The organism is Pilimelia columellifera subsp. columellifera (assembly GCF_039532605.1).
Classification (GTDB): Bacteria; Actinomycetota; Actinomycetes; order Mycobacteriales; family Micromonosporaceae; genus Pilimelia; species Pilimelia columellifera.
On the sequence record NZ_BAAARY010000003.1, the window covers coordinates 61,794 to 76,802 of the forward strand.

Here is a 15,009-nt window from a genome sequence, read left to right on the forward strand (position 1 = left end):
TCAGTTGTGCGCGTGCAGGGCCGAGTTGAGGGCGATGCCCTGACCGGACCGCGGCCGTGCCTCCAACGCGCCGGACTGGGCGTGCCGCCAGAACAGCACCCCGTTCACCTCGGACAGCTCGGACGCCTTGACCACCCGACCGTCCGGCAGCGCGATCTTGGAACCGGCGGTGATGTAACAGCCGGCCTCGACGACGCAGTCGTCGCCCAGCGAGATGCCCACCCCGGAGTTGGCGCCGAGCAGGCACCGCCGCCCGATCGCGATGACCTCCTTGCCGCCCCCCGACAACGTGCCCATGATGGAGGCGCCGCCGCCGACGTCCGAGCCGTCGCCGATCACCACCCCCGCCGAGATCCGCCCCTCCACCATCGAGGCGCCCAGCGTGCCGGCGTTGAAGTTGACGAATCCCTCGTGCATGACGGTCGTGCCGGCGGCCAGGTACGCGCCCAGCCGCACCCGGTTGCCGTCGGCGATCCGGACCCCGGCCGGCGACACATAGTCGACCAGGCGGGGGAACTTGTCGATACCGAAGACGGTGAGGTGTCCGCCGGTGGCGCGAACGACGCCCCGCAGCTCGTCCACCCGGTCCACCGGGCAGGGGCCGGCGCTGGTCCACGCGTTATTGGGCAGCAGCCCGAAAACGCCGTCCAGGTTCGCCTGGTGCGGGGTGACGAACCGGTGCGACAACAGGTGCAGGCGCAGGTAGGCATCGGCCACGTCGGTCGGCGGGTCGGCCAACGACCCGATGCTGGTGGCGACCACCTTCGTCCGGAGTCCGTGCAGCGGGCGCTCGCCGACCACGGTCGCCGGCAGGTCGAGCAGCACCGCGTCGGCGGCGTCGCCGGTGGGGGCGGGGCCGTCCGGGGCGGCGCCCAGACCGAGCTTGCCGGCGGGGTGCCAGACGTCGAGCAGTTGTCCGTCCGCGGTGACGGTGGCGAGGCCGAAGCCCCAGGCGGGAGAGTCGATGGCAGTCACGGACCAGACGTTACCGCGCCTGGCAGTGACGCATTACGGTGTGGCCCATGGGTAACCCGCTGACTCCGCAGACGCTGGCCGATCCGACCGCGCTCACCCGCGCGCTCGTCGACATCGAGTCCGTCTCCGGCGACGAGGCCGCGATCGCCGACCACGTCGAGGAGGTCCTACGCTCCCAGACCCACCTGAGCGTCGAACGGCACCACCACACCATCATGGCCCGCACCGACCTCGGCCGCGCCGAGCGGGTGGTCCTAGCCGGGCACCTGGACACCGTCCCGATCGCCGACAACCTGCCCTCCAGGCTGGACGGCGATGTCCTGTACGGCTGCGGCACGTCCGACATGAAGTCCGGGGTGGCCCTGGCCCTGCACCTGGCCGTCACTGAGCCGGCGCCCCGGCACGACGTCACCTACCTCTTCTACGAATGTGAGGAAATCGACTCGGCCAGGAACGGCCTGACGTTGGTCTCGGCAGCTCACCCGCACTGGCTCGCGGCCGACTTCGCCGTCCTGCTGGAGCCCACCTACGGGCTGGTCGAGGCCGGCTGCCAGGGCACCATGCGGGCGATCGTCCGGACGACCGGGACCCGCGCCCACGCCGCCCGGTCCTGGCTCGGCGCCAACGCGATCCACGCCGTCGGGGAGTTGTTGAGCCGGCTGGCGACCTACCCGGCCCGGACTGTCGACATCGACGGTTGCCGGTACCGGGAAGGCTTCAACGCGGTGGGGATCACCGGCGGCGTCGCCGGAAACGTCATCCCGGACGCCTGCGAGGTCGAGCTGAACCTTCGGTTCGCCCCGGACCGTTCGGTGGCGCAGGCCGAAGCGCACCTCCGGGAGGTCTGCGCCGGGTACGACGTGGAGATCGTCGACGCCGCACCAGGGGCGCTGCCGGGCCTGGGCGCCGCCGCGGCGAGACATTTCCTGGCAGCCGTCGGTCAGCCGCCGGCCGCCAAGCTCGGTTGGACCGATGTGGCCCGCTTCGCCGAGTTGGGCATCCCGGCGGTGAACTTCGGTCCGGGCGACCCGAACCTGGCCCACACCCGGGACGAGCATGTCGAACTATCCAAGATCACAGATGGCGCTCAGGTGCTGCGGCGGTGGTTGACCTAACCGGCGACGGCGCGGCCAGGATCGTCGGGCGCGACATCCGGGTCGGCGGCGCGATCGTCCACGGTGGCGGCGATCCGTCGCTGGTTGACGGCGGCTCGGATGCGGCGGTTGAGGGCGCGGCGACGGCGGAGCAGCTCGGTGCGGGTCATCACCAATGATTCCCCCTTTCCCGCGCGGGTGTCCTCGGCCGGGAACCCGCGTCTTTACGTTATAGACGCTTGAGGGCCACAAAAGGTTGCGGTTTCCCAGACAAGCGACACGGACCGTTACGGTGGTGGCATGTCGGACCACCAGTCGCAGCGACCCCATAGCAGCAGCCCGGAGCGCCACCGGGGCGCGGTCACCCTGCGGCGGGAGGCCATCCCCACCAGCACCGCCGACCAGCGACTGCTCGATTCGCGGCACCGCGGTGACTGGAAGTCCCGGGACGCCTGGCGGGTGCTGCGCATCCAGGCGGAATTCGTCGAGGGCTTCGACGCGCTGGCCGAGCTGCCGCCTGCCGTCAGCGTTTTCGGCTCGGCCCGGTGCGCCCCCCACTCAGCCGAGTGGGCGTTGGGGGAGCGGCTCGGCGCCGCCCTGGCGAACGCCGGCTACGCGGTGATCACCGGTGGCGGTCCGGGGGTGATGGCGGCGGCGAACAAGGGCGCCGTGGCCGCCGGCGGCCTTTCGGTGGGCCTGGGCATCGAGTTGCCGTTCGAACAGGGCATGAACGAGTGGGTCGACCTCGGCGTCAACTTCAGGTACTTCTTCGCGCGCAAGACGATGTTCGTCAAGTACGCGCAGGCGTTCGTGGTCCTGCCCGGCGGGTTCGGCACCCTCGACGAGCTGTTCGAGGCCCTGACGCTGGTGCAGACCGGCAAGGTGACGCGATTCCCGGTCGTGCTCATGGGGGTGGCGTACTGGTCGGGCCTCATCGACTGGCTCCGCGGCTCGATGGCCGCCGAGGGGAAGATCAGCGCCGCTGACCTCGACCTCATCTGCCTCACCGATGATATGGACCAGGCGCTACGGCACATCGTCGAGGCCGACCCCCGGCTTGTCGCCGAGCAGGAGGCAGCCGAGGAGGCGGCCGTGAGTCATCTTGTGCATGACCAGCTGGCGGCCGACGAAGCCGGACACGAGATCTGACCGCCGGCCGCCCGCTGGTCCGCGATCACATGTTGCCGCAGGCGGCGACGAGGTCGTTCTCGTACTTGGCGCCGACCTTCTCGACCGCTGTCTTGGCATCGGCCGGCTTGACCGCCGCGAGGTCGGCGGCGAACGCGTCCAGCTTCTTGGCGAATTCGCCCTCGGCGTTCTTGCTGGCCTTCGCGACGGCTTCGCTGTACGTCTTGACAGTCGCCGCGGCGTCCTTGTCGGTGGTCGCCGGGTTGATCATTGTTGTCATGGCCTTGACAGTGGCGGACTTCAGCTCGCCGCAGGCTGCCGCGTTGGCGCCGGTCGCGGCGCTGCCGCTGGGGGCGGGCGCGTCGGACGGGCTGCCCGGGGCCGAGGTGGTCGCTGCGGGGTTCGTCGGCGCGGCGGCCGGCGTCTTGTCCCCGGAGCAGCCGGCGGCGGTCAGGGCGATGGCGGCGGTAGCGGCCACACAGATGAGACGGCGCATGAATTTCCTCACGTTGGGGGTGGCCGCCTCCTGGCGGCCCAGACACGGCTGTGGACCGTACGGCAAAAATCGGGGCGGTCGCTGTCGGAAAGCTGACTCTGCGATCTTCGCCTCAATTGTCCACTAAGGAATTGATCATGCAGCGGCGGCGGGTCGGCCCCAGGCGTCGAGCTGTCGGGCGCGGTCGAGGTGTCGGTGACCGCCGACGGTCCGGGCATTCCCGCCGCGGACCGGGAAACGGGTGTTCGACCGGTGGCGCGGTGTAAGTCCAGCAGGACACCTCAGCCGTTCGGCTGCATGTGGGGCGTCCATTTCGCTGTCGAGACGGCGGACAGCAAAAGATCTTATATATGACTTAATCCCTACCGAAGGTATTTTCCAACGCCCAGTAGAAATGCGGCTTTGATACCTATATGTTCCCTGCGGGTTGAGCGCCGGAACCATTCCGGGCGCCGGTCCGAATCCATATTCACTACTCGAGGGGAATCCTCCATGCGCATTGCCGCTCGCACCGCAGTTTTGGCTGCCACGGCCGCTGCGGCCATCAGCTTCGCCAGCCCCGCCCTGGCTGGCGATACCTTCAACAACGCGGACATCAGCATCAGCGGTGGCAACGCCGCCTCGCTTGCCGCCTGTGTGAACTACGCCAAGAAGAGCATCATCGCGGGGCTGAAGGGCCAGTCCAACTACTGCAAGAACTTTGCCAAGGCGGAGGGCGGCGACGTCAAGCTCAAGAACGTCAGCGTCTGGGTACAGCAGGAGGGCAACAGCGGCTGGTTCGGAAAGACCAAGAACAACGCGTCGGTCTCCATCAGCGGCGGCGACGCCGTTGCTGTCGCCGGTTGCGTGAACTTCCTGCAGGGCAGCGCGACCGCCGCGCAGAAGAACGAATGCACGAACGCCGCCGTCGCCCAGGGCGGCGACGTCAACCTGAAGAACGTGAGCATCACGGTCATCCAGGTCGGCAGCTAGTTCAACGACCGGAGGCGGGTGGTGACCTCGCCGCCCGCCTCCCGTGCATCCCGCGGCCCGGCCCGGGGCGCGCTCCCCCCGCCATGAACCCCCTGGAGACCACCATGCACCTGCGCTCACAGCCGCTCGTGGCGAGCACCCGAACCGTCGCCGCGGCCGTCACCGGCATCCTCGTCATCACCGCCGGCACCGCCGCAGTCGCCCAGGCGGCCGACGCCAACATCCGGATCGTCGGCGGCAACGGCGCCGCCGAGGTGGTGTGCGGCAACGTCGCCGTCGCCCAGCAACTCGCCAACAAGCGCCGCATCCCGATGCAGGCCAACCGCTGCACCGCCAACTCCGCCGGCGGCTCCGTCGAGCTGGCCAACGTGGAGATCTACGTCAAGGCCGCCGCGCGCGCCGCGAACCAGGGCAACCGGGTGCTGGCCGCGCTCGATGCCGCCGCCGCCGGGACCGCGAACGACCAGTGCGCCCGCTACCGCGCCTCGAACCAGCAGAGCAACCGCTGCCTGGCCGAGGGGCACAGCGGCAACACGAACCTCAGTGGTGTCACCCACGTGTACCGCGACGCCCAGGGCAGCGTCAAGCGGCGCACCCTGGACGACCTGGTGCTGGGCGCGAGCAGCCTGCCGGCACCGACCGCGGCGTGCCGCAACGTCGTGACCGACGCCGTCAACCAGCAGGACGACTGCGTCAGCACCGGCGGCGCCCCCAGCTGGTCGCTGACCGGCGTGGACGCACGCGTGGGCGGCGCCCTGCGGCAGAACATCAACATCGAGATCCGGGGCGGCTCGGCCCGCAGCTACATCTACTGCTTCAACTACACCGACGGCACCGGCAAGGTACGCCAGCTCAACGTCTGCGACGCCCGCGCCCGTGCCGGCGATATCACCCTCCGGAACGTGGTCATCCACACCGAGTCGTAGGGCCGGCTCCGGGGTCCGGGCGTCCGGCTGACCACCGGGTCGGGTACCGCAGGCTCGATGTCCTACTGGCGTGATCTGATGGAATGGTGTCCGCCGAGCCGTCCCCAGCGTCGCCGACCGCAGCTGCGCCGTCCGGCGACGCGGGGGGCGGGCGGGCCGGTGGTTACCGGCTCGTCCGGCCGGTCGTCGTCGTACCGGCGCCGCTGGCCGTCGATCCGGACCAGCGGCGGGTCGTCGAGCACACCGGCCGTCCGATGCTGGTGCTCGGCGGTCCCGGAACCGGCAAGACGACCACGCTGGTCGAGGCCGTCGCCGCCCGGGTCGCCGAGGGCGTGGACCCGGAGCGGGTCCTCGCGCTCACCTTCGGCCGCCGTGCCGCCACCGCGCTGCGGCGGCGGATCGAGGCGCGGGTCACCCGCGCCGACGGGGCCCGCCCCACCGGGCGGGCGGTGCGCGAGCCGATGGTGCGCACCTTCCACGCGTACGCCTTCGGGCTGCTGCGCAACGCCGCCGCGCAGCGCGGTGAGCCGCCGCCGCGCCTGCTCACCGGCCCGGAGCAGGACCTCATCATCCGGGAGCTGGTCGCCCCGTTCGAGGACGAGCCGTCCCTGGTCCGGTGGCCTGAGCAGCTGCGCGCCGCCGTCGGCACCCGGGCTTTCGCCGGGCAGTTGCGCGACCTGCTCCTACGCGCCGCCGAACGAGGCGTCAGCCCGGCCGGGCTCGCCACGCTGGCCCGTCGCCACGGCCGCCCGGACTGGCAGTCGGCCGCCGCGTTCATGGAGCAGTACGCCGAGGTGCTCGCCCTCCGCGACGCGACCAGCCGGGGCGCCCCCGCCTACGACAACGCCGAGCTGGTCCGCGCGGCGGCCGCGCTCCTGACCGCCGACCAGGAGCTGCTGGCCGCCGAGCGCGGCCGGCTCGCCTACGTCTACGTCGACGAGCTGGCCGACACCGACCCCGCCCAGCTGGACCTGTTGGAGCTGGTCGCCGGCGGCGGGCTGCCGGTCGTCGCGTTCGCCGACCCGGACTCCTCGATCTACAGCTTCCGTGGCGCCGACCCCGCCGGGGCCCGCGGCTTCCCGGACCGGTTCCGGGCCGCCGACGGCGCCCCCGCCCCGACGATCACCCTGTCGACGTCCTACCGGGCCGGCGGTGACCTGCTCGCGGCGACCCGGCGGATCGCCGCCCGGCTGCGCGGCCCCGGCGAGCACCGGCGGCTGCGGGAAGCCGCCAAACTCGCCGCCGTCACCGTCACCACCTTCCGCACCGTCGGCAGCGAAGCCGCGTTCGCGGCGCACACCCTGCGCGAGGCCCACCTGCGCGACGGCGTCCCGTGGTCACAGATGGCAGTGCTGACCAGGGCCAGCTCGCAGCTGCCGACCCTCGAACGCGCCCTGCACACCGCCGGTGTCCCCACCGTCACCCACGCCGACGACCTGGCGCTGCACCGGCAACCGGCCGTCGCGCCGCTGCTGTTGCTGCTGCGTTGCGCCGTCGAGCCGGAGCGGTTGGACGAGGAGGCGGCGGTGGCGCTGCTGCACTCGCCGTTCGGTGGCGCCGACCCGCTCGCCGAGCGGCGGCTGCGGCAGGGCCTGCGGGCGTTGGCGTTGGCCGCCGGCGACCACCGGGCCACCGGCGACCTGCTCGTCGAGGCGCTGGCCGAACCTGGCCAGCTCGCCGCGACGCTGCGCCGCTGGGCCGAGCCGGGGCAGCGGGTGGCCGGACTCCTCGACACCGCCCGACAGGCCGCCGCCCGTCCGGGCAGCACCGTCGAGGATGTCCTGTGGGCGGTGTGGGACGCCAGCGGCCTGGCCGAGCGGTGGAGCGCCGCCGCGACCCGTCCACCACGCGCCGACGAGCCCGCGCACGTCCACCAACGACGGGCGATGGCCGCTGACCGGGACCTCGACGCCGTCGTGGTGCTGTTCGACACCGCCGCCAGGTTCGTCGACCGGCTTCCCGGCGCCCGTACCGAGGTGTTCCTCGACCACGTCCTCGGCCAGCAGCTGCCGGCCGACACCCTGGCTCCCAGCGCCGACCGGGGCGAGGCGGTCCGGCTGCTGTCCGCGCACGCCGCCAAGGGCCTGGAGTGGGACGTCGTGGTGATCCCCGGCGTCCAGGAGGGCGTCTGGCCGGATTTGCGGCTTCGTGGCAGCCTGCTCGGCGCCGAGCAGCTCGTCGACGCCGTCGCCGGACGGGAGGCCGCCGCCGGGGCGGCCGCCGTCAGCGCCCGCTCCGCGCTCCTGGACGACGAGCGCCGCCTGTTCTACGTGGCCTGCGCCCGGGCCCGGCGTCGGCTGGTCGCCACCGCGGTCGCCTCCGGCGCGGTCGGCGGCGCCGACGGCGAGGAGCAGCCGAGTCGGTTCCTGCACGAGCTGGGCGTCGCCGGGCACGTCGACGACGAAGGGGCGCCCCAGCTGCCGGCGGCGCAGCTGCCCCGGGCGTTGACGCTGCCGGCGTTGGTGGCCGAGCTGCGGTCCGCCGCCGCCGACCCGCAGGCCCCCGAGCCACGACGGCGGGCCGCCGCCGCGCAGCTGGCCCGGCTGGCGCTCGCCGGGGTCGCCGGGGCGGACCCGGACCAGTGGTGGGGCCTGCCGCAGCTCACCGACGACGGCCCGCTCTTCGCCGACGACGACGCGGTGCGGGTCACCCCGTCCACGATGGAGAGCGTGCTGCGGTGCAGCCTGCGGTGGCTGCTGGAACGGCACGGCGGCCGGCCCGCCGACTCGTCGGCGCAGGGGTTGGGGAATCTGGTCCACGCGGCGGCGATGCTGGCCGAGGACGCCCACGTCGATCGGGCCGCCCTGGTCGACTATGTGGGGGCGCGGTTCGACGCGATCGAGCTGGCCGCGCGGTGGCTCGCCGACCGGGAACACCAGCGCGCCGAGACCATGGTCGACAAACTCCTCGGCTGGCTGGCGGTGAACCCGCGTCGGCTGCTGGCGATCGAACGGGAGTTCGCGGTGCGGCTGGCCGCCGACGGGGACGGCCCGGCGGTGGAGCTGACCGGCCGGGTGGACCGGTTGGAGGTGGACGACGCGGGGCGGCTGGTCGTCGTCGACCTCAAGACCGGTAAAACGACCTCGGTCACCGGCGCCGACCTGTCCGAGCACCCGCAGCTCGGCGCCTATCAGGCCGCGGTGGAGGCCGGCGCGTTCGCCGAGGGGGACGTGTCCGGCGGGGCGGCGTTGGTGCAGTTGGGGACGACCGCCGGGTCGGCCCGGGAGCAGGTCCAGCCGCCGGTCGCCGACGCCGACGACCCGGGCTGGGCGCAGGCGATGGTGCGTCGGACCGCGGCCACGATGGCCGCCTCGACCTTCGCCGCGGTAGCCAACAAGGGCTGCCGCACATGCCCGGTGCGGGTCTGCTGCCCGGTGTCGGGGCACGGCCGGCAGGTCGTCGAGCCCCCGGCCGGGGCCGGCGGGGCGACATCGTGACGGCGGCGGTGAGCGGGCCACGCCACGCACCCGGCGAGCTGGCCCGGCTGCTGGGGTTGGCGTTCGGGCCCACGCCCGAACAGGCGGCGATCATCTCGGCGCCGGTCGCGCCGCTGCTGGTGGTGGCCGGCGCCGGCTCCGGCAAGACCGAGACGATGGCCGCCCGGGTGGTGTGGCTGGTCGCCAACGACTACGTGCGCGCCGACCAGATCCTGGGCCTGACCTTCACCCGCAAGGCGGCCGGGGAGCTGGCCCACCGGGTGCGGGCCCGGCTGCACCAGCTGGAGCGGCAGCTCGGCCACCCGGCGCGGAGCCCGGACGAGGGGGTGGGCGGGGAGCCGACGGTCGCCACTTACCACTCGTACGCGGCCTCGATCGTCACCGAGCACGGCCTGCGTGGTGGTTTCGAGCCCGCCTCGCGCCTGCTCACCGAGGCGACGTGCTGGCAGCTCGCGGACCGGTTGGTCCGCTCGTACGAGGGGGACATGTCGGCGGTCGGCCGGGCCCCGTCCACGGTGGTCGCCGACCTGCTGTCGCTGGCCGGCGAGCTGTCAGAGCACCTGGTCTCCCCGGAGGAGCTGGCGGCGTGGACGGCCGAGTTCGACACCCGGGTCAGCGCGCTGCCCGGCCGGGTCTACAAGGACGTCGCGGACATGGTGGAGCGGCAGCGGGCCCGGGCGGCGTTGCTGCCGCTGGTCCGCGCGTACGCGCAGCGGAAGCTGGCGGCTGAGGCGATGGACTTCGGCGACCAGCTGGCCCGCGCCGCCGTCGTCGCCCGGGACCACCCGGAGGTCGGCGAGATCGAACGGGACCGGTTCCGGGTGGTCCTGCTGGACGAGTACCAGGACACCAGCCACGCGCAGGTGACGCTGCTGCGCTCGCTGTTCGGCGGCGGGCATCCGGTGACCGCGGTCGGGGACCCCTGCCAGGCGATCTACGGGTGGCGGGGCGCCAGCGCCGGGACGTTGGAACGGTTCCCGGCCGAGTTCGTCGACGCGGCGGGGCAGCCGGCGGCACAGCTTCAGCTTCGGACGAGCTGGCGGAACCGGCCGGAGATCCTGCGGGTGGCCAACGCGCTGTCCGCGCCGTTGCGTGACGCCGGGGCGCAGGTCGCCGAGCTGGCTCCCGCGCCGAGCGTGCAGGAGGCGCTGGGCTGCCACACCGTCCGCTGCGCGCTCACCGACACCTATCTGGACGAGGCCGCCTGGATCGCTGACCGGGTGCTCCGGGCGTGGTGGGAGTTCGCGGGCGTCGCCGTGGGCACCCCGCCGGCCCAGATCCCGGTGTCCGGGCGGCCGACGACCGCCGTGTTGATCCGGGTGCGCAAGCAGATCCCGTCGATCGAGGCGGCGCTGCGGGCCCGGGGACTGCCGGTGGAGGTCGTCGGCCTGGGTGGCCTGCTCGACACACCGGAGGTCCGGGACGTGGTGTGCACGCTGCGCGCGTTGGCCGACCCGACCGACGGCGCCGCCCTGATGCGGATGCTCACCGGGCCGCGCTGGCGGCTTGGGCCCCGGGACCTGTTGGCGCTGCACCGGCGGGCCCGGCGGCTGGCCGCCGAGCGGCGCCCCGAACGTGGCCCCGGCCCAGCCGAGCCGGACATCGTCACCGATCGGCTCGACGACGCGACGCTCGCCGAGGCGTTGGCCGACCTCGGCGACGCCGCGGCGTACTCCGTCGCGGGATTCCGGCGGCTGTCGGCGTACGCGGTTGAGCTGGCCGGGCTCCGTCGGCGGCTGGAGCAGTCGTTGCCGGATCTGGTGGCCGATGTGGAACGAGCGATCGGCCTGGACGTCGAGGTCGCCGTCCGGGCCGGCGCCGCGCCCGGGTTGGCCCGCGCCCACCTGGACGCCCTGGGCGACGTGGCCGCCCGGTTCGCCATGGACGCCGAGGGCGCGACGCTGGCCGGGTTCCTGGCGTACCTGGCGGCGGCCGAGGACGAGGAGCGGGGCCTGGCGCCCGGCGAGGTGGACGTGGCCGAGGGCGCGGCGCAGATCCTCACCGCCCACGCCGCCAAGGGACTGGAGTGGGATGTGGTGGCCGTCGCCGGGCTGACGGCCCAGGTGTGGCCGGGCAGGGTGCAGGGCGCCGACCACTACGTCAAGGGCGTCGGGGTGTTGCCGTTCCCGTTGCGCGGCGACCGGGCCGGGCTGCCGGAGCTGGCGACCGGCCAGGCGCAGGACCAGAAGGACGCCCGGCAGGCGGTGCTCGATTTCCTCACCCGGTGGGACGCCCACGACGAGCGGGAAGAGCGTCGGCTGGCCTATGTGGCGGTGACCCGGCCACGCCGGCTGCTGCTGTGCTCCGGGCACTGGTGGGGCGAGGAGGTGAAGAAGCCGCGCGGGCCGTCGGCGTTCCTGTCCGAGATCCACGCGGTGTGCCGGGCCGGATCGGGCCTGGTGGACCGGTGGGACGACCCGCCGCCGGACGGCGCCGCCAACCCGACCCAGGCGGTGGCCGCCACCGCGCGGTGGCCGGCGGACCCGCTGGGCTCGCGCCGGCAGGCAGTGGAGCAGGCCGCCGCCTGGGTCCGCGCGACCACCGCCGACGCCGGGATTGACGATCCGGTGGTCCGGCGGTGGCAGGCGGAGGCGGAGTTGTTGCTGGCGGAGCGGGAGCGCCGGGCCCGGCGTGCCGGGCCGTTGCCGGTGGAGCTGCCCGGGCATCTCTCGGTGTCGCAGTTGGTGGCGCTACGCCGGGATCCGCAGGCGTTGGCCCGGGGGCTGCGCCGGCCGCTGCCGATGCGACCGGATCCGCACGCCCGTCGTGGCACCGCTTTCCACGCCTGGCTGGAGCAACGGTTCGGCGGCGACCGACTGCTGGACCTGGACGAGCTGCCCGGCGCGGCCGACGACGGCGCCGCCGGCGACGAGGCCCTGGCCGAGCTGCGCGAGGCGTTCCTGGCCAGCGAGTGGGCACACCGGACGCCGACGCAGGTGGAGACCCCGTTCGCCACGGTGGTGGCCGGAGTGGTGATCCGGGGCCGGATGGATGCGGTGTTCCAGGACCCGGACGGGCGCTACGACGTGGTCGACTGGAAGACCGGCCGGCAGCCCGCCGGGGCGGCGGCGCGGGCGGCGGCGGTGCAGCTGGCCGCGTACCGGCTGGCGTGGGCGGAGCTGGCCGGCGTCCCGGTGGAGCGGGTGCGGGCGGCGTTCCACTACGTCGCCGAGCAGGAGACGGCCCGTCCGGCGGACCTGCTGGACGCAGCCGGGCTCGCCGCCCTCATTTCTTCCCTTCCTGAAGTTCGGGATCACCACTGACGTCAAGTCCTTTGTCGGCGCTCGGACAACTTCGCGGGCTGGTGTTCGGCTGGGTCGAGCGACCCAGAAGCGAGGGCTATCGTTGCCGGGTGATTCGTTCTTTTAGATCGTATTTGTGAAGCGGGTCGGGCTATGGGGTTCAACGTTCGGTTCGACGCTGAGGGGCGGCGCAATGGGCGAGGAGACGATCGCGGTGATCGGCGGCGGCTGCTCCGGCGTGCTGGTCACCCGGGAGTTGCTGCGTAACGTCCGACGCCGTGTGGTCCTCGTCGACCCCAGTCCCGCGCCCGGCGCCGGCCTGGCCTACGGCGCCGCAGGTCCGCGTCACCTGCTCAACTCCCCGGGGGCCGCCATGAGCATCGACCCGGATGACCCGGAGCATTTCCTGCGCTGGTCGGCTACGCGGGGCCGGACGCTGGCCGTCGACGAATTCGTCGAACGGCAATGGTTCGGCGAGTACCTGCGCGAGGCGCTCGCCGAGGAGTTGCGGCTGCGCGGCGGGCGCCTGTCCATCCACCGGGCCACGGTCGACGACCTCCATCCAGCCGATGCCGACACAGCCCGTCCCTCGACAGACGATGCCGCCGGGGCCGTCAGTCGCGGCGTCAGGCTGCTGTTGGACGACGGCGCGTCGCTCTCGGCCGATCGCGCGGTCCTGACGCTCGGCGGCGCCGCCCCGGCTTGGCCGGTGGTGATCCGTCCCGACCTGCGCGGACATCCCGGGCTCGTTGGCAATCCGTGGACCACCGGAGCGTTATCGGCCATCCCCGCCGACCGGCCGACGCTCCTGCTCGGCGCGGGGCTCACCGCCGTCGACATGGCATTGACGCTCGCCGGGCGTGGTCAGGAACCGATCATCATGATGTCCAGGCACGGGCTGCTGCCGCGTGCGCACCGACCCGGGCGCGCCGGCGCGCGGCCGGAGCCGTGGCCGCCCAGGGTTGTCGGTCTGCGACGGCTGGTGCGGGCGGTGCGCGAGGCGGCCGCGGGCGAAGGGTCGTGGCGGGTCGCGGTGGACGGCCTGCGTCCACACCTCGACGATCTGTGGCAGGGCCTCGATCTCGCCGAGCAGGAACGGTTTCTGCGCCACCTCGCCCGCTGGTGGGAGGCGCACCGGCACCGGATGGCCCCGGTGGTCGCCGGGCAGATCGCGGCGCTGTGCGCCGAGGGTCGCCTGGTGGTGCGCCGCGCCGCCGTCCGCGGCATTCGTGCCGACGCCGACAGCGGCCTGTGGGTTCGCGCCACGGACTCCGACGTCGACGAGCCGTTCGGCGCGATCGTCAACTGCACCGGGCCGGGCCGGTGGCCGGCCGAAGCGTCGTCGCTGGCGGGACGCCTCGCCGCCGCGGGCGCGGCCAGGCCGGGCCCGTTCGCGCTGGGCATGGATGTCGACGCCGACGGCGCGGTGCTGGACCGGATGGGCCGGCCGCACCCGTGGCTGTTCGCAGTCGGCCCGGCCCGTCGGGGTCGACTGTGGGAGACCACGGCCGCACCGGAGATCCGTGACCAGGCCCGAGCGCTGGCCAACCACCTCGACAAAGTCGACTGAAACCCTCACCAGCGTGGTCCGCCGGCCGATAGACGACATCACCTGACGGCACTCCCCGGACGGAGGCGCAGATGATCATCGGACGATCGACTGTGGCTATGACCAGCTCGTATGAACGGAGAACCGAGCACACCCGTACCGAGCGGCTACGGATGTGGGACAACCGGGGCGCCCCGGGGGCGCCCACCGTCGACGGCCCAGCCCCGCCGCGTGCCCGACCAGCGCTTCCAGCCGTGCCGACCTTACCCCGCCCGGCCGCGCCGTCGTCCGGCCCGTCGGCGCCGTGCGACTGCGACGACGAGGGCGTCGACATCGCCGACCCCAAGCTGGCGTCCCTGGTCGCGCTGGTGGAGCAGCTCACCGGGCAGAAGGTCCGGGTGCTTGATCCGGCGGACCTGACCCGCGGCGTCGGCGGCGTGACAGTGGCCCAGCCGCCCAGCGCGGGCGGACGGGCACACAAGAATGAACGGCCCCCAGAAGGCGGGCGGCCGACCGAAGGCCCGCGGCCGCAGGGCTGGGGCGTGGACTACCAGCTCACCGAGCAGTTCCGGGACCACGAGCGCGCCGGTTTCGCGGCCGCCGGGTGTGTGACGACAACCGACGGCCGGCAGATCAGGTTCGTCGCCAAGGTGACCATGGAGCGGCAGACCGTCGCGACGACGGACGTGCGGATCAAAGCCGGCGACGCCCTGATCGACCCGTTGGCGCTCAACTTCGGCGACGGGCCGATCGGGCTCACCGCGTCCAGGATCGATTTTGATCTGGACGCGGACGGCGTCGCCGAGAAGGTCTCCTTCGTCGCGGGCGGCAACGGGTTCCTGGTGCTCGACGCCAACGGCAACGGCCGCGCCGACGACGGCCGGGAGCTGTTCGGACCCACCACCGGCGCCGGCTTCGCCGAGCTGGCCGAGCACGATCTGGACGGCAACGGCTGGATCGACGAGGCCGACCCGGTCTTCACACAGTTGCGGATCTGGGACGACGCCGACGGTGGGCTCGTCACGCTCGCCGAGCGGGGCGTGGGGGCGATCGGGCTCACCAGCGTGGCGACGCCGTTCCACCTTGAGGCCGGCGGGCGGACGGCCGGCATCGTGCGCTCGACCGGCGTGTGGCTCGGCGAGGACGGGTCGGCCGCCACCATCAGCCAGATCGACCTGGTGGCCTGAGCG

Annotated in this window: 11 protein-coding genes; 8 read left to right on the forward strand and 3 right to left on the reverse strand. The window is 73.2% G+C overall.

Annotated elements, in window-relative coordinates:
- Complete coding sequence (gene dapD / locus ABD287_RS04665; protein WP_344168768.1) at positions 1–975, reverse strand: 2,3,4,5-tetrahydropyridine-2,6-dicarboxylate N-succinyltransferase; 975 nt, start codon at positions 973–975, stop codon at positions 1–3.
- A gap of 47 nt (positions 976–1,022) precedes the next feature.
- Here dapD and dapE point away from each other — a divergent pair, with 47 nt between their 5' ends.
- On the forward strand, positions 1,023–2,090 hold the full coding sequence (dapE, locus tag ABD287_RS04670; protein ID WP_344168771.1) for a succinyl-diaminopimelate desuccinylase: 1,068 nt from the start codon (positions 1,023–1,025) through the stop codon (positions 2,088–2,090).
- On the opposite strand, the gene ABD287_RS04675 is transcribed toward dapE, so the two are convergent.
- Entirely contained in the window at positions 2,087–2,242 is a 156-nt protein-coding gene (locus ABD287_RS04675) for a hypothetical protein (protein WP_344168774.1), read from the reverse strand. The genes dapE and ABD287_RS04675 overlap by 4 nt on opposite strands.
- Before the next feature lie 127 nt (positions 2,243–2,369).
- Between ABD287_RS04675 and ABD287_RS04680 the strand changes: the two genes are divergently transcribed.
- Positions 2,370–3,218, forward strand: coding sequence for an LOG family protein (locus ABD287_RS04680; protein WP_344168777.1), 849 nt, complete (start codon positions 2,370–2,372; stop codon positions 3,216–3,218).
- Between the two features lie 25 nt (positions 3,219–3,243).
- On the opposite strand, the gene ABD287_RS04685 is transcribed toward ABD287_RS04680, so the two are convergent.
- Positions 3,244–3,693 carry a hypothetical protein gene (locus tag ABD287_RS04685; RefSeq protein ID WP_344168780.1) on the reverse strand — a complete coding sequence of 150 codons (450 nt, stop codon included), beginning with the start codon at positions 3,691–3,693 and terminating at the stop codon, positions 3,244–3,246.
- Between the two features lie 492 nt (positions 3,694–4,185).
- Here ABD287_RS04685 and ABD287_RS04690 point away from each other — a divergent pair, with 492 nt between their 5' ends.
- The 6 genes from ABD287_RS04690 to ABD287_RS04715 all read left to right on the forward strand — a co-directional run bounded on the left by ABD287_RS04690 (position 4,186) and on the right by ABD287_RS04715 (position 15,006).
- Positions 4,186–4,665 carry a hypothetical protein gene (locus tag ABD287_RS04690; protein ID WP_344168783.1) on the forward strand — a complete coding sequence of 160 codons (480 nt, stop codon included), beginning with the start codon at positions 4,186–4,188 and terminating at the stop codon, positions 4,663–4,665.
- An 83-nt stretch (positions 4,666–4,748) separates the two neighbouring features.
- Positions 4,749–5,591, forward strand: a complete 843-nt coding sequence (locus ABD287_RS04695; protein ID WP_344168786.1) for a hypothetical protein — start codon at positions 4,749–4,751, stop codon at positions 5,589–5,591.
- Between the two features lie 86 nt (positions 5,592–5,677).
- Complete coding sequence (locus tag ABD287_RS04700) at positions 5,678–9,028, forward strand: ATP-dependent helicase (RefSeq protein ID WP_425565500.1); 3,351 nt, start codon at positions 5,678–5,680, stop codon at positions 9,026–9,028.
- Positions 9,025–12,291 carry an ATP-dependent helicase gene (locus tag ABD287_RS04705; RefSeq protein ID WP_425565501.1) on the forward strand — a complete coding sequence of 1,089 codons (3,267 nt, stop codon included), beginning with the start codon at positions 9,025–9,027 and terminating at the stop codon, positions 12,289–12,291. Before ABD287_RS04700 ends, ABD287_RS04705 begins: the two co-directional genes overlap by 4 nt.
- Positions 12,292–12,463: 172 nt before the next feature.
- On the forward strand, positions 12,464–13,840 hold the full coding sequence (locus ABD287_RS04710) for an FAD/NAD(P)-binding protein (protein WP_344168792.1): 1,377 nt from the start codon (positions 12,464–12,466) through the stop codon (positions 13,838–13,840).
- Positions 13,841–13,938: 98 nt separating this feature from the next.
- On the forward strand, positions 13,939–15,006 hold the full coding sequence (locus ABD287_RS04715; protein ID WP_344168795.1) for a hypothetical protein: 1,068 nt from the start codon (positions 13,939–13,941) through the stop codon (positions 15,004–15,006).
- Positions 15,007–15,009 lie beyond the last annotated feature (3 nt).

Excerpts from the sequence above, each read along its gene's own strand:
- dapE (WP_344168771.1), top strand. The coding sequence starts at position 1,023 with ATGGGTAACCCGCTGACTCCGCAGACGCTGGCCGATCCGACCGCGCTC.
- ABD287_RS04680 (WP_344168777.1), top strand. The coding sequence starts at position 2,370 with ATGTCGGACCACCAGTCGCAGCGACCCCATAGCAGCAGCCCGGAGCGC.
- ABD287_RS04685 (WP_344168780.1), bottom strand. The coding sequence starts at position 3,693 with ATGCGCCGTCTCATCTGTGTGGCCGCTACCGCCGCCATCGCCCTGACC.
- ABD287_RS04690 (WP_344168783.1), top strand. The coding sequence starts at position 4,186 with ATGCGCATTGCCGCTCGCACCGCAGTTTTGGCTGCCACGGCCGCTGCG.
- ABD287_RS04695 (WP_344168786.1), top strand. The coding sequence starts at position 4,749 with ATGAACCCCCTGGAGACCACCATGCACCTGCGCTCACAGCCGCTCGTG.
- ABD287_RS04710 (WP_344168792.1), top strand. The coding sequence starts at position 12,464 with ATGGGCGAGGAGACGATCGCGGTGATCGGCGGCGGCTGCTCCGGCGTG.
- ABD287_RS04715 (WP_344168795.1), top strand. The coding sequence starts at position 13,939 with ATGACCAGCTCGTATGAACGGAGAACCGAGCACACCCGTACCGAGCGG.